This is a genomic window from Variovorax sp. ZS18.2.2 (assembly GCF_024701975.1).
In the GTDB taxonomy this organism is placed as follows: domain Bacteria; phylum Pseudomonadota; class Gammaproteobacteria; order Burkholderiales; family Burkholderiaceae_C; genus Variovorax.
Genome location: NZ_JANLNM010000001.1, coordinates 927,722 through 946,922, shown reverse-complemented (window position 1 = coordinate 946,922; position 19,201 = coordinate 927,722). Strand labels below are relative to the sequence as shown.

Genomic DNA, 19,201 nt, shown 5'->3' with positions numbered 1-19,201 from the left:
GGCCCCGATGGCGGTTTCATGCGCTGGCGAGGCCGGCGCGCATACTGGGCCTCCTTTGCTGCTTCGAGGCCTCGCCCGCGAGGCCCCGCACCCCTTCCGATGCCGGGCTACCGAATCAAGCTGGAACGCATCGCCATCGCGGGTGCCGATGACCTGGTCATCCGGTCGCTGTTCGACCGCCAGCAGTACGCCGACCCGCAGGGCGACGCGGCCGCGCAAGGCATCTCTTCGGCGGCGTGGCCGATGTTCGGGCTGCTCTGGCCCTCGGGCGCGCAACTGGCCGCGCGCATGGCCACGCACGCCGTGGTGAGCGGCGCGCGCGTGCTGGAGATCGGCTGCGGCCTCGCGCTCGCAAGCCTGGTCGGCCACCGCCGCGGCAACGACATGACCGCGAGCGACTGCCATCCGCTGACGGCAGGCTTCCTGCTGGAGAACCTGCGGCTGAACGCGCTGCCGCCGATGAAGTACCGGCGCGGCCACTGGGGCATGCGCGAGACCGGCGCCGAGGGCGACGTGCAGGGTGCGTTCGACCTCATCATCGGCAGCGACCTGCTGTACGAGCGCGATGCCGGTGGCCTGCTGGCCGCCTTCATCGGACGCCACGCGAGCCCGGCCGCGCAGGTGTGGATCGTGGACCCCGACCGCGGCAACCGCCCCGCCTTCAACCGGCAGATGGCCGATGAGGGCTTCGGCATGTGCGAGGAGCGGCTCGATCAGCGCGCCTCGCAGAACCGCGTGGCGTATCGGGGCCGGCTGCTGACTTACAGACGAGTGAACAGCTGAAACGGTGACATCCTGCGCGCCGAGTGCGACGGAACACCCAAGATATTCAGGATCGAGTAACGAGGCGGCAGCAGAAACACAAACGAAAAAACGGGTCCGAGGACCCGTTCTTCATGGTGCCGATCAAAACGATCGGATCAGAGGCCGGCTTGGCGCGTGAACGACACGCTGGGCTTCTTGTAGGCCTGCGGCACTTCGTCGCGGTAGAAGGCGCGGCGATCGAGGCTCGCGAACGGATCGTGGGCCTTGGCAACGGCTTCGGCCTGGATGGTCGCGCGGTTCGCGGTCGAGGTGAAGGGTTGCGCACCGGCGGTGGCACCGTCGCCGTATTCGTTGCCGGCGCGAGCGGCGACAACGGCTTGCGAAGCGACTTCTGCACGCGACACCGACGAGTTCACGGTGTGCACGCCGTCATAGGTTTCTGCTTGCGCACCGGCGGCAGCCAGGAGCGAGAGAGCAGCAGCAGCGAGGATCTTCGAGGCATTCATTTCAATCTCCTTCAAACGGTTGGTTGGTGAGGAGAAGTTTGATCCTGAAGGCCTTCAAAAAACCGCCGCAAAATGAATCGCGGCGTTCACAAGATTGAAACAATCGTGAATTGCTCCAACTTGGCTACACGACCGCGACCTGGCGTGCAGCATCAATGCGAAATCATCCACGGCCGCTTCGATGGCGCTGCCTTCGCGCCATTCGGTGCGGTCACCGTCGCGCTGCGCCGGGACGACCCCGAGCAGCACCCGCAGCCTGCCGGATGCTTGAAGCGCGCGTAGTCCCGCGAGCTGCCCGGCTCGTGCCGCGCGCGCTCGTTGGTTTCCATGGCACTGCGTGTGCCCGAAGCCATCAACGCGAGCCGCGGTGCGGCCGAAAGTACACGCGGCGAGGCGCATCCGCAGTCGGGGCACGCAGCCGGTTCATCACGCTGGCCCGAAGGCCGCAGCGCATCGAAACCGCCGCACTGCCCGCAGGCGTAGTCGTAGGTCGGCATGTCTTTTTTTCTTCAGCGCAGGTCGTGCGACAGCGGCATGTCGATGCTGCCGTCGATCATCTTCACCGGGCCCGAGGCGTTCGGGTTGATGTCGAAGTCGAAGATGCCCGTGGGCAGCCACAGCGTGGCGCACGAGTTCGGCACGTCGACCACACCGCTGATGTGGCCTTGCACGGGCGCCGTACCGAGGATCGAATAAGCCTGCGCGCCCGAGTAGCCGAACTTCTTCAGGTACTCGATGGCGTTGAGGCAGGCCTGGCGATAAGCCACGTTCACGTCGAGGTAATGCTGCTTGCCGCTCTCGTCGACCGAGATGCCTTCGAAGATCAGGTAGTCGTTGTACTGCGGGGTGATCGGGCTGGGCTTGAAGATCGGGTTCTTGATGCCGTACTTGGCCATGCCGCCCTTGATGAGCGTGACCTTCATGTGTACCCAGCCCGCCATCTCGATGGCGCCGCAGAAAGTGATTTCGCCGTCGCCCTGGCTGAAGTGCAGGTCGCCCACGCTCAGGCCCGCGCCATCGACGTACACGGGGAAAAACACCTTCGAGCCGCGCGACAAGTCCTTGATGTCGCAGTTGCCGCCGTGCTCGCGCGGCGGCACGGTGCGCGCGCCCTCGGCGGCGGCCTTGGCGCGTGCTTCGCCGGTCATCTTGCCCATGTGGGCGGTGCCGGCGAACGGCGGGTTCGCCAGGCCCGGCACGCGGTCCGGGTCGGTGGCGATGAGCTTGCCCTCGCGCTCGTTCCACATGTCGAGCATCGGCTTGTCGGGCAGGCAGCCGATCAGGCCCGGGTGGATCAGCCCGGCGAAGTTGACGCCCGGAATGTGGCGCGAACTCGTGAACATGCCCTTGAAGTCCCAGATCGATTTCTGTGCTTCGGGAAAGTGATCGGTGAGGAAGCCACCGCCGTTCTTCTTCGAGAAGAAACCGTTGAAGCCCCAGAGGCTGTCCTGCTTCGCGCCGATGTCCAGCAGGTCGACCACCAAGAGGTCGCCGGGCTCCGCACCCTTCACACCCACCGGGCCCGAGAGGTAGTGCACCGTGCTCAGGTCGATGTCGCGCACGTCGTCGGCGCTGTCGTTGTTCTTGATGAAGCCGCCGGTCCAGTCGAAGGTCTCGAGGATGAAGTCGTCGCCCGGGTTGACCCAGCAGGCCATCGGAATGTCCGGGTGCCAGCGGTTGTGGATGTTCTCGTTCTCCGTGGGCGACTTGGTCAGATCGACCTTGATCAGCGTGTCCGTCATTTGCAGTGGCTCCTGGTTGGTTGGTGGTTAAACGGAAAGGTCAAACGGAGAGATAAGCCTTGATGTGGTCCACATCGGTCTTGTCGCGCGCGGTCTCGTGCACGAGGCGGCCGCCTTCGATGACGAAGAGCCGGTCGGCCACGTCCATCGCGAAACTCAGCACCTGCTCGGACACGACGATGGTGATGCCGCGCAGCTTCCTGATCTCGTTGAGCGCCTTGGCGATGTCCTTGATGATCGAAGGCTGTATGCCTTCGGTGGGCTCGTCGAGCAGCAGCACCTTGGGGTCGGTGACGAGCGCACGTGCAATCGCAAGCTGCTGCTGCTGGCCGCCCGAGAGGTTGCCGCCCTTGCGGCGCTTCATGTCCCACAGCACGGGGAACAGCGCATAGATCTCCTCGGGAATGCGTCTGGTCTTCGAGTTCTCCAGGCCCGTCTGGATGTTCTCTTCCACCGTCAGCGTCGGGAAGATCATCCGGCCCTGGGGCACGTAGGCGATGCCCTTGGCCACGCGCCTGAAGCTCTCGTCGCGCGATACGTCCTGTCCCGCCACCTCGATGCGCCCGCTCTTGATCGGCAGCACGCCCATCAGGCTCTTGAACAGCGTGGTCTTGCCCATGCCGTTGCGGCCCATGATCGCGACGGTTTCGTTGGCATGGCCCACGAACGAAATGCCATGCAGTGCCTCGCTCTGGCCGTAGGCGGTGTGCAGGTCGTCGACCTTCAGCATGATGTTGCTCATGGTTCAGTGCCCCAGGTAGACGTCGATGACCTTCGGGTCGGCCTGCACCTTCTCCATCGGCCCTTCGGCGAGGATCTTTCCCTGGTGCATCACGGTGACCTTGTGCGCGATCTGTTTGACGAAGGCCATGTCGTGCTCGATGACGATCACCGCGCGGTTCTGGCAGATGCGCTTGAGCAGGTCGGCGGTGAGTTCGCGTTCGCGCGCGCTCATGCCGGCGATGGGCTCGTCGAGCATCAGGAGCTCGGGCTCCTGCATCAGCAGCATGCCAATCTCCAGCCACTGCTTCTGGCCGTGGCTCAAAAGGCCTGCCTCGGTGCGCAGCTTGTCCGCGAGGCCGATGTCTTCGGCCACCGCCTGCACCTTGGCCTTGACCTCGTCGTCGCACTTGAACGCCAGCGCGCCGAACACCGAGCGCCCTTTCGGAAAGGACACCTCCAGGTTCTGGAACACGCTCAGGTTCTCGTAGATCGACGGCGTCTGGAACTTGCGGCCGATGCCCAGCCGCACGCGCTTGTGCTCGGCCATCTTCGTGAGCTCGGTGTTCTTGAACTTGATGCTGCCGGCGCTGGCCTTGGTCTTGCCGCAGATCAGGTCGAGCAACGTGGTCTTGCCGGCGCCGTTGGGGCCGATGATCACGCGCAGCTCGTTCTTGTCGATGTAGAGCGTCAGGTCGTCGATGGCCTTGAAGCCGTCGAAGGAGACGGTGAGGTCTTCCACGGCGAGCGCGAAGTCGGTGTTGCTCATGAAGGTGTTCCAGGTTCAGGCGCGTTGGCTGCCGACACCTTCGGGCAGATGGGGTTCGGGTGATGCGGTCGATGCAGCCTGGGCCGGCGGCGTCATCGGCATGGCGGGCGGCGGCTGTACCGCGGCCTGGCGCAGCGCCTCGCGGCGACCCTTCCACCAGGGGCGGATCTTTTCGTCCCACAGGCCCGCGAGCCCCATCGGGAAGGCCATGGTCACGCCGATGAAAAGCCCCGCCATCAGGAATAGCCACAGGTCCGGAAAGCTCTCCGAGAACAGCGTCTTGCCCGCATTCACCAGCAGCGCGCCATACACCGCGCCCACCAGGCTCATGCGTCCGCCGACCGCGCAGAAAATCACCATCTCGATGGAAGGAACGATGCCCACGAAGCTCGGCGACATGAAGCCCACCTGCAGCGCGAACATCGCGCCGCCGATGCCCGAGAGACCGGCCGCGAGGCAGAAGATGAAGACCTTGAAGTTCGACACGTCGTAGCCCGAGAAACGCACCCGGTCTTCCTTGTCGCGCATCGCGAGCAGCAGCGTGCCGAGCTTGCTGGTCTGGATGAAGCGGCACAGGAGGATGCTCGCGACCAGGAGACCGACGCAGACGTAGTACAGGATGTACTTGGCGCCATCCGTGCGCGTGTCCCAGCCCAGCATGGTCTTGAGGTCGGTCATGCCATTCACGCCGCCCGTGTAGCCCTGCTGGCCGATGATGAGCACCGTGCAGATCAGCGCCACCGCCTGCGTGATGATCGCGAAGTACACACCGCCCACGCGGCGCTTGAACATCGCGAAGCTCACGAGCCAGGCCAGCGCCATCGGTGCGAGCACCACCAGCGCGAGGCTCAGCGGCAGGCTCTTGAACGGCAGCCACAGCGTGGGCAGCTCGGTGATCTGGTTCCAGTCCATGAAGTCCGGGATGCCGGGCGTCGACTGGATCTTGGTGGTGATCGGGTCGGAGGCTTCGAGCTTCAGGAACATCGCCATCGCATAGCCACCGATGCCGAAGAACACGCCCTGCCCCAAGCTCAGCACGCCGCCGTAGCCCCACACCATCACGAGCCCCACCGCGACGAAGGCGTAGGTGAGGTACTTGCCCACGAGGTTGAGGCGGAAGATGTCGAGCGAGAGCGGCAGCACGACCGCCAGCAGCAGCACCAGCAGCAAGAGGCTGCCCAGCTGGTAGCGCAGGATCGAGGCCTTGATGAAATTCATCGATGACTCCAAAGCAAAAAGAGGGAGTTGAAGGCGCGCAGGAACCGTAGCGAGCGGCCCGAGGTCGCATCGAGGACCGCAGCCGCACTCTCGTGCGGCGAGGACCGCAGATGCGAGATCGGGTCGCGCAGTAGGTTCATGCGTGCCTTCAACGGCGGACCTTGACTGCGAAGAGGCCTTGCGGCCGCATCATCAAAATCAGCACGATCAGCGAAAGCGTCAGCACCTTGGCCATCGAGCCGGTCATGAAGAACTCGGAGATCGACTGCGTCTGCGCAATGCCGAAGGCCGAGACCACGGTGCCCAGCAGGCTCGCGGCGCCGCCGAAGGTCACGACCAGGAAGGCGTCGACGATGTAGAGCGAGCCCGAGGTCGGCCCGGTCGAGCCGATGGTGGTGAAGGCCGCGCCCGCCATGCCGGCGATGCCGCAGCCGATGGCGAAGGTCAGGCGGTCGGTCTTCATGGTGTCGATGCCGGTCGCGTTGGCCATCGTTCGGTTGGCCACGGTGGCACGCACTCGCAGGCCCCAGCGGCTCTTGTGCAGCGCGATGAGCACGCCTGCCGTGACCAACCCGGTGAGCGCAAGCACGAAGAGGCCGTTGATCGGAATATCGAGGCCTTCATGCGGCGTCCATGAGCCCATGATCCATTCGGGCAGCGTGGGGCTCACTTCCTTCGGGCCGATGAAGGTGCGAAAGATCTGCTGCAGCCCCAGGCTCACGCCCCAGGTGGCCAGCAGCGTGTCGAGCGGGCGCTTGTAGAGGTGGCGAATCAACACCCACTCCACGATCCAGCCGACGATGAAGGCGAACACGAAGGCCAGGCCGATGGCGATCGGAAAGTAATACGGCATGAACGCGGGCGCCATGCTTTCGGTGACCCGCGCGGCCAGGTAGATCGAGTAGGCGCCGATGGTCATGAACTCGCCATGCGCCATGTTGATGACGCCCATCTGGCCGAAGATGATCGCGAGGCCCAAGCCCATGAGCAGCAGCACCGCGAAGAGGCTCAGCCCCGCGAAGCCCTGCATGAGGCCGATGTTCATCATGTCCGACAGAGTCATGGCAACGATTCCGGTGTTTGGGTGTTGGCCCCTTCCCCCTCTGGGGGAAGGTTGGGATGGGGGCAGGCAGAGCCTGCCCAGTGGTGACGCTGCTTGCCCCCACCCCGCCCTCCCCCAGAGGGGGAGGGAGAAAGGCAAGACTTACTGGTAGCCCTTGGGGAACGGATCAGGCTTGATCAATTCGGCCGACTCGGCGACGACCTTGAACGTGCCGTCCAACTGCCCCTGCCCGATGCGCGCCTTGCTCCACAGATGATGGTTTGCATCCAGCTTCACGTAGCCCTCGGGCGCCGTCTTCAACTCGATGCCCGGCGAACCCGCCACGACCTTGTCCACGTCGAAGCTGCCGGCCTTCTCCACCGCCGCCTTCCACAGCCACGGGCCGAGGTAGCCCGCCTGCGTCACGTCGCCGATCACCGCGTCCTTGCCGTACTTGGCCTTGAAGGCGGCCACGAACTTCTTGTTGTTCTCGTTGTCGAGCGACTGGAAGTACTTCATCGACGAATAGAAGCCCGCGAAGTTCTCGCCGCCCACGCCGGTCATCTCATCCTCGGTCACGGCCAGCGTCAAGAGGAACTGCTTGTCGCCCGTGATGCCCGCGGCCTTGAGCTGCTTGTAGAAGGCCACGTTCGAACCACCCACCACGGCCGCGAAGATGCAGTCGGGCTTGGCCACCTTGATCTTGTTGATCAGCGAGTTGAAGTTGGTGTGGCCCAGCGGGTAGTACTCCTCGCCCTTGACCGACCCCTTCTGGAAATTCTCGATGTGCTTGCGCGCGATCTTCATCGAGGTGCGCGGCCAGATGTAGTCGGAGCCAACGAGGAAGAAGGTCTTGGCCTTCTTCTCCTTCGCGCCCCAGTCCAGGCCCCAGATGATCTGCTGCGTGGCCTCTTGCCCCGTGTAGATCACGTTCTTGCTCTGCTCCAGGCCTTCGTAGAAGGTCGGGTAGTACAAGAGGCCGTTCTCCTTCTCGAACACCGGCAGCACGGCCTTGCGCGAGGCGCTGGTCCAGCAGCCGAAGACGGCGGCGCAGTGGTCGTTGACCAGGAGCTTCTTCGACTTCTCGGCGAAGGTGGGCCAGTCGGAGGCGCCGTCTTCCTTGATGACCTTGATCTTGCGGCCGAGGATGCCGCCCATCGCGTTGATCTGGTCGATGGCGAGCTGCTCGGCCTGGATGGAGCCGGTCTCCGAGATGGCCATGGTGCCGGTGGACGAATGCAGCTGGCCGACCGTGACTTCGGTGTCGGTCACCGCGAGCTTGGTGGTGTTGACCTTGGCGGTGGGAAATTGCGACTGGCCGAAGCTCAGGCCGCTCAAACCCATCACGGGCAAGGCGGCGGCGCCCTGCAGAAGGCGGCGGCGGCGCAATGCCAGGGCATCGAGAGAAAGATCGGAATCACGCGACATCAGGAACTCCAGGCAGGTTGAAAGAAGAGTGAGCCGCGCACCATCGCAGTGCATCGGACGGTGCCCCGAGCACCATGGCTGGTACTTTAGAAATCAGTTCCATTCCCGCGAATACGTCATTCAACGTAGCGGCGAGCACCCGCCCTGCCCGCAGACTCCCGAGCCAGACATCGGTGGAACACAGCGCAGGGAGCGCTTCTTGCTGTACCTGCTTCATGCCACCGCCGCCGCCGCGAGAACCCGCCATGCAATCCGTCTCCGGACAGAAGATCTTTCGCATCCGCCGCGACTACAACGCCTGGGTCGCGAACGAAACGCTGGAGGACTACGCACTGCGCTACACGCCGCGCAGCTTTCGCAAGTGGTCGGAGTTCCGGGTGGCCAACGCGGCGTTCGGCGCCACCTCGTTCCTGGCGCTGGAGGCCATCGGTGGCGCCATCGCGCTGAGCTACGGCTTCTCGAACGCGCTGTGGGCCATCCTGGTGGTGGGGCTCATCACCTTCCTCACCGGCCTGCCGATCTCGTACTACGCGGCCCGGCACGGCGTGGACATGGACCTGCTCACGCGCGGCGCAGGCTTCGGCTACCTTGGCTCCACGCTCACCTCGCTGATCTACGCGAGCTTCACCTTCATCTTCTTCGCGCTGGAGGCGGCCATCCTCGCGCTGGCGCTGCAGATGTACCTGGACTGGCCGCTGTGGCTGCTGTACCTGGTGTCGTCCATCGTGATCATTCCGCTGGTGGCGCGCGGCATCACGCTCATCTCGGGGCTGCAGCTGTGGACGCAGCCGATCTGGATCGTGCTTTTCATCTGCCCTTTCACCGCCGTGCTGCTGAAGAAGCCCGAGCTGTACGCCGACTTCACCGGCCTCGTGGGCCGCACCTCCGACAGCAGCGGCTTCGATCCGCTGATGTTCGGCGCGGCGGCCACGGTGGCCTTCTCGCTCGTGGTGCAGATCGGCGAGCAGGTCGACTACCTGCGCTTCCTGCCCGAGAAGACTGCTGCCAACCGAGGCCGCTGGTGGACCGCGGTGCTGGTCGCAGGGCCGGGCTGGATCGTGCCGGGCATGCTCAAGATGATGGGCGGCGCGTTTCTCGCGTTCCTCGCGCTGCAGCACGAGATACCGGCCGCGCATGCGATCGAGCCGACGCAGATGTACCTCACGGGCTTCTCTTACGTGCTGCGCGATCCGGCATGGATCCTCGGCGTGACGGTGCTCTTTGTCGTCGTCTCGCAGATGAAGATCAACCTCACGAACGCCTATGCGGGGTCGCTCGCATGGTCGAACTTCTTCGCGCGGCTCACGCACAGCCATCCGGGGCGCGTGGTCTGGCTGGTGTTCAATGTGGCCATCGCGATCCTGCTGATGGCGCTCGGCGTCTTCGCCGCGCTGGAGCATGTGCTGGGCTTCTACAGCAACATCGCCATTGCCTGGGTCGGCGCGCTGGTGGCCGACCTCGTCATCAACAAGCCGCTGGGCTGGAGCCCGAAGACCATCGAGTTCAAGCGGGCGCACCTGTACGACATCAACCCCGTGGGCCTCGTCGCGATGCTGGTGGCCGCGGCGCTCGCGATGCTCGCGTACTCGGGCGCGATGGGCCAGTGGGCCAAGGCGTTCTCGCCGTTCATCGCGCTGGCCACGGCCATGGCGGTTTCCCCGCTGCTCGCGTGGAAGACGCGTGGCCGCTACTACCTCGCGCGCACCGACATCGACCGATGGGCGCCCGGCCAGAGCGTGATGTGCTCGGTGTGCGACAACAGCTTCGAGTCGGAAGACATGGCGCACTGCCCGGCCTACAGCGCGCCGATCTGCTCGCTGTGCTGCACGCTCGAATCGCGCTGCCACGACCGCTGCAAGACCGACTCGCGCGCCGCCGAGCAGATGAGCGGCTGGCTGCAGGCGCTGCTGCCGCCGGCGCTGTCGGCGCGGCTCAACTTCCGCGTGGCGCACTACCTGCTGATCGCCACCTCGCTGATCGCGCTGCTGGCCACGGTGGTCGGCGTGGTCTACGCGCAGGAGGCCATCGCGGGCACCAGCGACCCGACCCTGGCCACGGCCTTCCTGAAAGTGTTCGCGCTGCTCTCGGTCGTGGCCGCGGTGGCCGCCTGGTGGGTGGTACTGGGCAGCGAGAGCCGGCAGATGGCGCAAGAGGAATCGAACCGCCACAACAACCTGCTCGCACTCGAGATCGAAGCCCACCGCCGCACCGACGCCGCGCTGCAGACCGCCAAGGAAGCCGCCGAGTCCGCCAACCAGGCCAAGACGCGCTACGTCGCCGGCATGACCCACGAGCTGCGCACGCCGCTCAACAGCATCCTGGGCTACTCGCAGATCCTGCTCAAGGGCGATGCCGTCGCACCGCCGCGCGAAGCCGTGCAGACCATCCACCGCAGCGGCGAGCACATGCTCGGGCTGATCGATGGCCTGCTCGACCTCGCCCGCATCGAGGCCGGCCGCCTGCAGCTGGAGCCGGCGCCGCTCGCGCTGCCCGCCTTTCTCGACCAGCTCGTGCACATGGTGCGCCCGCAGGCGGAGAGCAAGGGCCTGGCGTTCGTCTACACGCACGCGGGGCAACTGCCGTCCTGGGTGCATGCCGATGCCAAGTGGCTGCGGCAGATCCTCATCAACCTGCTGACGAACGCGGTGCGCTTCACCGACAGCGGCACCGTCACGCTGCATGTGGACGCGCGGCGCGAGGTGCTGCGCTTCGACGTGGTCGACACCGGCATCGGCGTCGCGCCGCAGGACCACCTGCGCATCTTCGAGCCCTTCGAGCGCGGGGCCGCCGGGCGCCGGCGCGGCGAGCCGGGCACGGGGCTGGGCCTCACGATCACCGCGCTGCTGACCTCGCTGATGGGCGGCGAGCTTGTGCTGGCGCAGACCTCGCCCGCGGGCAGCACCTTCAGCGTGCGCGTGTACCTGCGCGAAGTGGCCGACCCCGGCCCCCAAGCCAAGGGTGGTGCCTTGCGCCAGCCGGTGTCGGGCTACATCGGCGCGCGCCGCACGCTGCTGGTGGTGGACGACCAGCCCGTGCAGCGCCAGATGCTCGCCGGCATGCTGATGCCGCTGGGCTTCGAGGTGCGCGAGGCCGCGAGCGGCACCGAGTGCCTGGACAGCCTGCGCGAAGAGCTGCCCTCGGCCATCCTGCTCGACCTGACGATGGACGACATGGACGGCTGGCAAACCGCCACCTCGGTGCGCGCCGCGGGCTTCAGCGACGTTCCGATCATCATCGTCTCGGCCAACATGTTCGAGAACCAGGCCGAGCGCCTGCACGCCGCGGGGTGCCAGGCCTTTGTCGGCAAGCCGGTGATCGAGTCGGTGCTCATCGCCACGCTGGAGCGGCACCTGGGCCTCGAATGGCTGACGGCCAGCGACGCGATGCCGCCTGCGAGCGAAGATGAAAGCGCGCTGCGCCCGCCGCAGCTCGTGCTCTCGGAAGACGACCGCGCCGAGCTGATGCGCCTCGTGCAGATGGGCCATGTGCGCGGCCTGCAGACCGCGCTCGACCGGTTGGCGGCCGCGTCGCCCGCCGCGGCCGCCACCTGCACCTGGCTGCGCGGCATGGTCACCCGATTCGAACTCGACAACCTCCGCAACGCACTGGCAGAAGATGCAGACACTCCCCTCGCCCAGCCATGAGTCCGAACGCCCCGTGGTGCTGGTGGTGGACGACGCCCCCAGCAGCCTCGGCATGCTGTGCGACACGCTGGAGGCCAGTGGCTACACCGTGCTCGTGGCGGCCGACGGCGAGGCCGCGCTGCAGCGGCTCGAACTCGTGGTGCCCGATGCGATATTGCTCGACGGCCTGATGCCCGGCCTCTCGGGCTTCGAGACCTGCAGGCGCATCAAGGCCAACCCGGCGTGGGCGCACATTCCTGTGCTGTTCATGACGGGCCTTTCGGAAACCTCGCATGTCGTCGAAGGCTTCGAATGCGGCGGCGTTGACTACGTGGTGAAGCCGATCCGTGCACAAGAGGTTCTGGCGCGCCTGCACACGCACGCGCGCAATGCGCGCATCACCCGCATGGCGCGCGATGCGGTGGACGTGGCCGGCATGGGCGTGGTGTTCGTCGACACGCGCGGGCGCATCGCGTGGCGTTCGCCGCAAGCGGCGCTGTGGCTGCACGCGCTCGAAGACCCGGTGGCGCCGGGGCTGCTGCCGCAGTCGCTCGAGGCGGCGCTCGTGCCTGGCGCTGCGATCGTCATCGGCACGGCGACGGGCATGCGCCTGTCGGTACGCAACCTGGGCGCGGCGGCGCTCGGAGAGACGATGCTGCTGTTCGCGATGCAGCGCGACGGCGTTGGCGGTGCTGGGGGCGCTTCGTCAGCACGGCTGGCTGAAGCGGCCCTCACGCCGCGCGAGACCGAGGTGCTGTCGTGGCTCGCCAAGGGCAAGACCAACCGCGACATCGGCGAGATCCTGGGCACCAGCCCGCGCACGGTGAACAAGCACCTGGAGCACATCTTCGAGAAGCTGGGGGTGGAAACGCGCGCGGCGGCGGCGGCACTGGCGAGCGGTCAACTCGCCTGATCGTTCGGTCGGGCGCCCCCTGCCGACACGAAAACCGTATCGATACACTGTTGCGGTTTCCATGTTCAGGGAGTTAAAAAAATGCCCATTGCCAGCAGACGCCTGGTATGTCTCGCCGCGCTTTGTCTCGTGGGATCCTGCACCGTCTTTGCAGCCGAGCCGCCAGACTCACCACCACCACCACCACCACCACCACCACCACCCTCCGCAGCAATTCCCCTGCAGGCCTTCGCGGAACTGCCCGCCATCGCGATGCTGCGCATGTCCCCCGACGGACGCGGCGCCGCCATGGTCCAGAACGTGGACGGCAAGAGCTACGTGGTGGTGAGCGGTTTCGGCAACAAGCCGAAGGTCATCCTTCAGACCGACAACGACAAATACATCTTCTCGTCGCTGCGCTGGGCCGGCAGCAAGCGCCTGCTGGTCGGCGCCTTCTTTCCCGACCACCGGCGCGGCGTGGCCACGGGCGAGACCCGACTGATCGCTGTCGATCCCGACGGTGGCAATCTGAAGGCGGACCTCGCCAGCGCGCTGCAGAACGGCAGCTTCTTCGAACGGCAACGGAACGTGCCGCAGTACCAGGACCGCATCATCGGCGCCCTGCGCGACGAGCCGGAAACCGTGCTGATCGCCTTCGACGCGCAATCGGCCGGACAGCCCGACGTCTATCGCCTCGACACGCGCACCGGGCGATCGCGCCTGCTGCAACGCAACCTCGGCGGCACCTACCACTGGATGACCGACACCCAGGGCGTGGTGCGCCTGGGCAGCGGCTCGGCGCGCACCACCATGCGCGTGATGGTCAAGCCGCCGGAATCGCAAGGGCGCTCGTCCGAATGGGCAACCCTTGCCAAGTACGACGGCACCGATCCCGCGGAGGCCCGCCAACATGCGCTCAGGCCGCTGGGCTTCGACGCCGATCCGCGCTTTCTCTACGCCCTTGCCCCCGTCGACGGCCGCAACGCGCTGGTGCGCATCGACCTGCAGGACTCCGCATTCCCGCGCGAGACGCTGCTGGCCGACGCCCGCTTCGACATACGCGGTGATCTGATCCGGGACCCGGCAACGCAGCGCGTCGTCGGCATCTCATACCGCACCGACGTGCCCCGCCTGTTGTACTGGGACGATGCGGCCCGGCAGCGACAGGAAGCGCTGGACCGTGCGCTACCGAAGCGCGGCAACCACATCGTGAGCGACGACGAAACGGGGCAGCGCAGCATCGTCCTGTCGGTCCAGGGTTCGCGGCCGACGAAGTACTACACGATGGACTGGGCGAGCGGCAAGCTCGGGCTCATCAGTGACACGCACCCTGCCCTGGAGAAGCAGCCGCTGGCCACGCCGAAGCGCGTTGCGCTGCGCAGCCGCGACGGCCTGCAACTGGAAGGCTACCTGACCCTGCCGCCTGCACGCGAGGCCGAAACGGCTGGCGCTCCGTCCGTCCGCCGCTTGCCCACCATCATGCTGCCGCACGGTGGCCCGGCGTCCATCGACACCGGCAGCTACGACTACTGGGCGCAGTTTTTCGCCAGCCGCGGCTGGGCCGTGCTGCAGATCAACTTCCGCGGATCGATCGGCTACGGCCAGGACTTCCGCGAAGCCGGCCGCCGCCGCTGGGGCCTGGAGATGCAGGACGATCTCGCCGACGGCCTGCGCTGGCTGGTCGAGCAGGGCATTGCCGATCCGCAGCGCGCCTGCATCGTGGGCGGCAGCTATGGCGGCTATGCAGCACTCATGGGGGCGGTGAAGGACCCCGCGCTCTACCGCTGCGCCATCAGCTTTGCCGGTCCCTCGGACCTGCGCGACCTGCTCAGCCACTCGCAGAGCTACATCGGCTACGAGCTGGGCGCCGAAGCCGAAATCGGCACCTGGTGGGGCGATCGCGAAAAGCTGCGCCAGACCTCGCCGGCCCTGCGCGCCGCGGAGATCCGCGTGCCGGTGCTGCTGATCCACGGTGCCAACGACCTCATCGTGCCGGTCGAGCAATCGCGCGACATGGCCGAGGCGCTGAAGAAGGCGAACCGCGCCGATGCGCGCTATGTCGAACTGCCGCTCGGCGACCACAGCCTGAGCCGCGAGGAAGACCGGGTGCGGGTGTTGACGGAGATGGAGCGCTTTCTCCAGAAGAACCTGCAGTAGCGGACCATCCCACACCGCGGCCGGGACACGGATCGATCAGGGAATCACGGCCGCAAGATTCCGGTCCGCCACATTCCGCTGGTCGGCCGAGAGCGCTTCATAGAGCGTCGCAAGCGCATCGCTCACCGTCTGCATGCGCCGGGCACGGTCTTGCGCTTGCGCCGCGCGCTGCTGCAGGAGCTGTGCCACGGTCTGCCCTTCCGGCGGAGGCATGCCGGGCAAGCCGCCGCGTGTCGACAGGTCCCACACGGCATCCGAGAAACGGTCCCAAAGTGCGGACTGTTCGGGCGTGATCATCAGCTGGAGGCGCATGTCATAGAGCTTGTCGCGGATCTGGCTCGCCGCAGTCGCGGGTGTGGCCAGTCCGTCGCCCGTGCGCGGGCTCGCAGAGGCGTCCGGCCGTGCGCCGCGCCGTCCTCCTCCGCCCATGCCGCTTCCACCGAATTGCGCAAAGCTGTGGCTGCTCACCGCGAACAGGGCCGCGGCCAGTGCGAACCTTTGAAGGGGTGCTTTCGTCATCCTGAATCCTTTGATCGTCCGGCCCTCGCAGGGCCATCGGACATTTCAGGAGCCCCGACTGTCCGGTGCGTTGCGAGGCCGTAAACCCAAGGTAAAGCAGGCTGTCTTTACCTGCTTCGCCGTTCGCGTTTTTCAGACCGCGAACAGCGAATCCAGGTTCGCGAACGACTTCATCTCGATCGCGTTGCCCGAGGGGTCGAGAAAAAACATCGTCGCCTGTTCGCCCGGCTCGCCCTTGAAGCGGATGTAGGGCTCGATCACGAATTTCGTGCCGCGGGCGACGAGCTTGTCGGCCATGGCCTGCCACTTGTCCATCGGAAGAATGGCGCCGAAGTGGCGCACGGGCACGTCGTGGCCATCCACCGCGCTCAAGGCCTTGTGGCCGCATTCGTCGGGCGCGAGATGGGCCACGATCTGGTGGCCGTAGAAATCGAAATCGACCCACTGGGGCGCGCTGCGGCCCTCCGGACATCCGAGTAGCTCGCCGTAGAACGCGCGAGCCTCGGCAATGTCGCGAACGGGAAAGGCCAGGTGAAAAGGGATGCGTGTGTCGTGGGTGCTCATGGGATTCGCCGCGTTGGCGTTGAGTTGAAGAGGTCGGGATATCCCGACTTTAGGCAACGATTCACATAACCGAAAGCGATATATTTCTTCGCTGAGTCCCAATAATTTTGATGAGTCAGCCATGATCAACGAGCTCCAAACCTTCATCACCGTCTGCCGCCACGGCACCTTTGCCGCGGCGGGTGAGCGCATCGGCCTCACGCAATCGGCGGTCAGCAGCCAGATCAAGCGGCTCGAGGACAGCCTGGGCTTCGCGCTCTTCGACAGAACGGGGCGCTCCGCCACCCTGAATGCCGCAGGAGAGACCACGCTGGCGCGCGCCGAAGAAATCTGCGCCCTCTACGCCAAGCTCGGCGACCTGCCCGACGACACCGCAAACCGCGGGCTGCTGCGCATCGGCGCCATCGCCTCGGCACAGCCGACGCTGGTTGCGCGGGCGCTGGCGCGGCTGCGGCAGAGCCTGCCGTTGCTGCGCGTGCATGTCTCGCCCGGCGTGTCGATGCGCCTGATGGACGACCTCGATGCAGGCAGCATCGATGCGGCGGTGATCATCCGTCCGCCCTTCGGCCTTCTTCCCGACCTGGCGTGGCAGCCGCTGGTGCAGGAGCCTTATGTGCTGATCGTGCCGGCGGACACGCCCGCAAAGAAGGACTGGCGCACCCTGCTGCAGGAGCAGCCGTTCCTGCGCTACGACCGCGCCTCGTTCGGCGGGCGGATGGTCGAGCGATTCCTTCGCCGCGAAGGGCTGCAGGTCAGCGACTCCGTCGAGGTGGACGAGATTCCCGCCCTCATCCATCTGGCCGCGAAGGGGCTGGGCGTCGGCCTCGTTCCCTTGGTCGAAGCGCACCTGCCGCTGCCGCCCGGCGTTCGCGCGCTGTCTCTCGGCGAGCACACATTCCATCGCGAAGTCGGCCTGCTCCAGCGCAAGCCGCGCGCCGGGTCGCCAGTGGTCGCGCAGCTTGCGCAGTGCCTGGAGGAAGCGGCTAGGGCACCGCGCACTCGTGCTGTGCGAGGGGCTCGCCAGGCGGGGGCAAGGAGGCCGGCAAGCCACCTGCTCGGTGATAACCACTAAACCCCTGAAGGCTGATTGACAGCCCCGGCCTCTACGATGGCAACGGCAGGCGGCGCCCACGCCGCCGCCCTCTTCCTCCAGGAGACATCGTGAAGCCCCATTTCTCTCTCTTTTCTCTCACCCGCCGCGCCGTGCTTCCCCTCGTCGCGGCCCTCGTTCTCGCCGGCTGCGGCAGCCTCGGCAACAGCAACAACAGCCAGCCGACCACCGGCGACATCCACGTCATGACCTCGGGCGGCTTCACCGCCGCGTACAACGACCTGCGCCCCGAGTTCGAACGCAGCAGCGGCCGCTCGGTGAAGACGGCCTACGGCGCCTCGATGGGCAACGCGCAGGACTCGATCCCGAGCCGCCTCGCACGCAACGAGCCGGCCGACGTGGTGATCCTCGCGCGCCCGGCGCTCGATGACCTCGTCGCCAAGGGCAAGGTGGTCGCGGGAAGCCAGGTCGACCTCGTGCGCTCGGCCATCGGGTTCGCGGTGCGCAAGGGCGCGCCGCGGCCCGACATCGGCACCGTCGATGCGCTCAAGCGCACGCTGATCGCGGCACCGTCCATCGCCTATTCGGCGAGCGCGAGCGGCACCTACTACGAGACCGAGCTGCTCAAGAAGCTCGGCATCGAAGACCAGGTGAAGCCCAAGAGCAAGCGCATCCTGAGCGAGCGCGTCGGCACCGTCGTCGCGCGCGGCGATGCGGCACTCGGCCTGCAGCAGGTGAGCGAGCTGCTGCCGGTCGCGGGCATCGACTACATCGGGCCGCTGCCCGCCGAGGTGCAGCAGAACACGGTGTTCTCGGCCGGCATCGCCACCGCGTCGACGCAGCCCGATGCGGCGCGGCAGCTGATCCGCTATCTCAACTCGCCGGCCGCCGCGCCCACCATCGCGAAGACCGGGCTGGAGCCGCTGACGGCGCGTTGACCGGCTGAAGACCCGTCGCATGCCGGCACTCGTAAACTGATGCCCATCCCTCCTTCCTCCCTCGACGAACGGACGCCATGACCCAGCCGCAGCCCTCCCCCGCCCTCGTTTCCGCCTTCGCGCCCAGCGGCACGCTGCGCGCTTCCATCAACCTCGGCAATCCGATCCTCGCCAACAAGGATGCCGCAAGCGGCGAGCCGGTGGGCGTGTCGATCGACCTCGCGCGCGAATTCGCGCGGCGTCTTGGCGTGGGCATCGAACTCGTCGTGTTCGAGAAGGCCGCGGCCTCGGTCGATGCGGTGAAGAACGAGAAGGCCGACATCGGCTTCTTCGCCATCGACCCCGCACGCAGCGAAGGCCTGCGTTTCACCGCGCCCTACGTGCTGATCGAAGGCAGCTACCTCGTGCCCGCATCGTCGGCGCTCACCGACAACGCGCAGGTCGATGCGCAAGGCCATCGCATCTCGGTCGGATCGGGCAGCGCCTACGACCTGTTCCTCACGCGCGAAATCAAACACGCCGAGATCGTCCGGCTGCAAGGCGCCGGCCCCGCGCTGGCCGCGCTGCGCTCGGGCGAGGTCGAAGTGGCAGCCGGCATCCGCCAGCTGCTCGAAGGCGAGGCGCAGCGCGCACCGGGCATGCGCGTGCTGCCGGGCCGCTTCATGCTGATCCAGCAGGCCATGGGCACGCCGGCCAGCCGCGGCGCCGAAGCGCAGACGTTGCTCGCGGCCTTCGTCGAAGAGATGAAGGCCAGCGGCTTCGTCGCCAACGCGTTGAAGCGCCACCGCATCGAAGGCGCGATCGTCGCTCCCTCGGCCTGACTCAGAGCTTGAAGGCTTCCACCGGCCCCTGCGAATAGAACAGGAAGTAGCCGGTCTCCGTCTTGAAGCTGTTCTTCTGCCAGCCCGGCGGCACCTTGAAGATCGCGAGCTGGTCGCTCGACACACCGACGAACTTCGTGTTCTCGCTGTCGGTGGTGATCTTGGTCCAGCGCTCGCGCGTCACCGGCTGCATCTGCATCTTGGGTTCGCTCCACTCGGGCGTGCGCACCTTGTCGCGCATGACGTAGCGGTCGCCCTGGCGCTCGATCTTCACGACCTCCTTGAGCGCGCCGTTCTTCTTGATGGCGTAGACGCCGACCAGTTCGGCCTCGGGTCCACCACCCGCACCGCCCGCGCCGCAGCCGGCCAGCAGCGCGGCGCAGGCGCCCGCCACGATGTACTTGAATAGGTTTTTCATGATGGTCATGGTGTGAGGCATGAGCCGC

18 protein-coding genes are annotated in these 19,201 nt (G+C 66.4%); 7 read left to right on the top strand and 11 right to left on the bottom strand.

Annotated elements, in window-relative coordinates; all coding sequences use genetic code 11:
• Positions 1–99 precede the first annotated feature (99 nt).
• Positions 100–783: a methyltransferase gene (locus NU688_RS04555; protein WP_257859342.1), complete on the top strand. Its 684-nt coding sequence runs from the start codon at positions 100–102 to the stop codon at positions 781–783.
• Positions 784–920: 137 nt separating this feature from the next.
• On the opposite strand, the gene NU688_RS04550 is transcribed toward NU688_RS04555, so the two are convergent.
• The 8 genes from NU688_RS04550 to urtA form a co-directional block, all read right to left on the bottom strand.
• Positions 921–1,271, bottom strand: coding sequence for an alpha/beta hydrolase (locus tag NU688_RS04550; RefSeq protein WP_257859341.1), 351 nt, complete (start codon positions 1,269–1,271; stop codon positions 921–923).
• A 152-nt stretch (positions 1,272–1,423) separates the two neighbouring features.
• Positions 1,424–1,768, bottom strand: coding sequence for a zinc ribbon domain-containing protein (locus tag NU688_RS04545; RefSeq protein WP_013541971.1), 345 nt, complete (start codon positions 1,766–1,768; stop codon positions 1,424–1,426).
• A 12-nt stretch (positions 1,769–1,780) separates the two neighbouring features.
• A complete protein-coding gene (gene fmdA, locus NU688_RS04540; protein ID WP_257859340.1) occupies positions 1,781–3,013 on the bottom strand; it encodes a formamidase in 1,233 nt (410 codons plus the stop codon).
• Between the two features lie 40 nt (positions 3,014–3,053).
• Positions 3,054–3,743 carry an urea ABC transporter ATP-binding subunit UrtE gene (urtE, locus tag NU688_RS04535; protein ID WP_257860511.1) on the bottom strand — a complete coding sequence of 230 codons (690 nt, stop codon included), beginning with the start codon at positions 3,741–3,743 and terminating at the stop codon, positions 3,054–3,056.
• A 15-nt stretch (positions 3,744–3,758) separates the two neighbouring features.
• The gene (gene urtD, locus NU688_RS04530) at positions 3,759–4,502 is read right to left on the bottom strand and encodes an urea ABC transporter ATP-binding protein UrtD (RefSeq protein ID WP_257859339.1); all 744 of its coding nucleotides are present in this window, start codon (positions 4,500–4,502) and stop codon (positions 3,759–3,761) included.
• Between the two features lie 15 nt (positions 4,503–4,517).
• Positions 4,518–5,720: an urea ABC transporter permease subunit UrtC gene (gene urtC / locus NU688_RS04525; RefSeq protein ID WP_257859338.1), complete on the bottom strand. Its 1,203-nt coding sequence runs from the start codon at positions 5,718–5,720 to the stop codon at positions 4,518–4,520.
• Positions 5,721–5,868: 148 nt separating this feature from the next.
• Positions 5,869–6,783 (bottom strand): urea ABC transporter permease subunit UrtB, encoded by a 915-nt coding sequence (gene urtB, locus NU688_RS04520; protein ID WP_198789575.1) that lies wholly within the window; start codon positions 6,781–6,783, stop codon positions 5,869–5,871.
• A 141-nt stretch (positions 6,784–6,924) separates the two neighbouring features.
• Positions 6,925–8,190, bottom strand: a complete 1,266-nt coding sequence (gene urtA, locus NU688_RS04515; RefSeq protein WP_257859337.1) for an urea ABC transporter substrate-binding protein — start codon at positions 8,188–8,190, stop codon at positions 6,925–6,927.
• 245 nt (positions 8,191–8,435) lie between these two features.
• Between urtA and NU688_RS04510 the strand changes: the two genes are divergently transcribed.
• The 3 genes from NU688_RS04510 (at position 8,436) to NU688_RS04500 (ending at position 14,862) form a co-directional block, all read left to right on the top strand.
• Positions 8,436–11,834, top strand: a complete 3,399-nt coding sequence (locus tag NU688_RS04510; protein ID WP_257859336.1) for an ATP-binding protein — start codon at positions 8,436–8,438, stop codon at positions 11,832–11,834.
• Positions 11,806–12,726, top strand: a complete 921-nt coding sequence (locus tag NU688_RS04505; protein WP_257859335.1) for a response regulator — start codon at positions 11,806–11,808, stop codon at positions 12,724–12,726. Before NU688_RS04510 ends, NU688_RS04505 begins: the two co-directional genes overlap by 29 nt.
• A 129-nt stretch (positions 12,727–12,855) precedes the next feature.
• Positions 12,856–14,862 carry a S9 family peptidase gene (locus NU688_RS04500; protein ID WP_257859333.1) on the top strand — a complete coding sequence of 669 codons (2,007 nt, stop codon included), beginning with the start codon at positions 12,856–12,858 and terminating at the stop codon, positions 14,860–14,862.
• A gap of 36 nt (positions 14,863–14,898) precedes the next feature.
• Here the strand turns inward: NU688_RS04500 and NU688_RS04495 are convergent, their stop codons facing one another.
• A complete protein-coding gene (locus NU688_RS04495) occupies positions 14,899–15,381 on the bottom strand; it encodes a hypothetical protein (protein ID WP_257859332.1) in 483 nt (160 codons plus the stop codon).
• A gap of 132 nt (positions 15,382–15,513) precedes the next feature.
• Positions 15,514–15,945, bottom strand: a complete 432-nt coding sequence (locus tag NU688_RS04490; protein ID WP_257859331.1) for a VOC family protein — start codon at positions 15,943–15,945, stop codon at positions 15,514–15,516.
• A 121-nt stretch (positions 15,946–16,066) separates the two neighbouring features.
• Here NU688_RS04490 and NU688_RS04485 point away from each other — a divergent pair, with 121 nt between their 5' ends.
• The 3 genes from NU688_RS04485 to NU688_RS04475 all read left to right on the top strand — a co-directional run bounded on the left by NU688_RS04485 (position 16,067) and on the right by NU688_RS04475 (position 18,755).
• Positions 16,067–17,017: a LysR family transcriptional regulator gene (locus NU688_RS04485; RefSeq protein ID WP_257859330.1), complete on the top strand. Its 951-nt coding sequence runs from the start codon at positions 16,067–16,069 to the stop codon at positions 17,015–17,017.
• A gap of 89 nt (positions 17,018–17,106) precedes the next feature.
• Positions 17,107–17,934: a substrate-binding domain-containing protein gene (locus NU688_RS04480; protein ID WP_257859329.1), complete on the top strand. Its 828-nt coding sequence runs from the start codon at positions 17,107–17,109 to the stop codon at positions 17,932–17,934.
• Between the two features lie 77 nt (positions 17,935–18,011).
• Positions 18,012–18,755, top strand: a complete 744-nt coding sequence (locus NU688_RS04475; RefSeq protein ID WP_257859328.1) for an ABC transporter substrate-binding protein — start codon at positions 18,012–18,014, stop codon at positions 18,753–18,755.
• Position 18,756: 1 nt separating this feature from the next.
• Here the strand turns inward: NU688_RS04475 and NU688_RS04470 are convergent, their stop codons facing one another.
• Positions 18,757–19,173 carry a hypothetical protein gene (locus NU688_RS04470; protein ID WP_257859327.1) on the bottom strand — a complete coding sequence of 139 codons (417 nt, stop codon included), beginning with the start codon at positions 19,171–19,173 and terminating at the stop codon, positions 18,757–18,759.
• Positions 19,174–19,201 lie beyond the last annotated feature (28 nt).

What these genes read in the sequence shown, in the direction of transcription:
- NU688_RS04555 (WP_257859342.1), top strand. Translation starts at nt 100, where the DNA reads ATGCCGGGCTACCGAATCAAGCTGGAACGCATCGCCATCGCGGGTGCC.
- NU688_RS04550 (WP_257859341.1), bottom strand. Translation starts at nt 1,271, where the DNA reads ATGAATGCCTCGAAGATCCTCGCTGCTGCTGCTCTCTCGCTCCTGGCT.
- NU688_RS04545 (WP_013541971.1), bottom strand. Translation starts at nt 1,768, where the DNA reads ATGCCGACCTACGACTACGCCTGCGGGCAGTGCGGCGGTTTCGATGCG.
- fmdA (WP_257859340.1), bottom strand. Translation starts at nt 3,013, where the DNA reads ATGACGGACACGCTGATCAAGGTCGATCTGACCAAGTCGCCCACGGAG.
- urtE (WP_257860511.1), bottom strand. Translation starts at nt 3,743, where the DNA reads ATGCTGAAGGTCGACGACCTGCACACCGCCTACGGCCAGAGCGAGGCA.
- urtD (WP_257859339.1), bottom strand. Translation starts at nt 4,502, where the DNA reads ATGAGCAACACCGACTTCGCGCTCGCCGTGGAAGACCTCACCGTCTCC.
- urtC (WP_257859338.1), bottom strand. Translation starts at nt 5,720, where the DNA reads ATGAATTTCATCAAGGCCTCGATCCTGCGCTACCAGCTGGGCAGCCTC.
- urtB (WP_198789575.1), bottom strand. Translation starts at nt 6,783, where the DNA reads ATGACTCTGTCGGACATGATGAACATCGGCCTCATGCAGGGCTTCGCG.
- urtA (WP_257859337.1), bottom strand. Translation starts at nt 8,190, where the DNA reads ATGTCGCGTGATTCCGATCTTTCTCTCGATGCCCTGGCATTGCGCCGC.
- NU688_RS04510 (WP_257859336.1), top strand. Translation starts at nt 8,436, where the DNA reads ATGCAATCCGTCTCCGGACAGAAGATCTTTCGCATCCGCCGCGACTAC.
- NU688_RS04505 (WP_257859335.1), top strand. Translation starts at nt 11,806, where the DNA reads ATGCAGACACTCCCCTCGCCCAGCCATGAGTCCGAACGCCCCGTGGTG.
- NU688_RS04495 (WP_257859332.1), bottom strand. Translation starts at nt 15,381, where the DNA reads ATGACGAAAGCACCCCTTCAAAGGTTCGCACTGGCCGCGGCCCTGTTC.
- NU688_RS04490 (WP_257859331.1), bottom strand. Translation starts at nt 15,945, where the DNA reads ATGAGCACCCACGACACACGCATCCCTTTTCACCTGGCCTTTCCCGTT.
- NU688_RS04485 (WP_257859330.1), top strand. Translation starts at nt 16,067, where the DNA reads ATGATCAACGAGCTCCAAACCTTCATCACCGTCTGCCGCCACGGCACC.
- NU688_RS04475 (WP_257859328.1), top strand. Translation starts at nt 18,012, where the DNA reads ATGACCCAGCCGCAGCCCTCCCCCGCCCTCGTTTCCGCCTTCGCGCCC.
- NU688_RS04470 (WP_257859327.1), bottom strand. Translation starts at nt 19,173, where the DNA reads ATGAAAAACCTATTCAAGTACATCGTGGCGGGCGCCTGCGCCGCGCTG.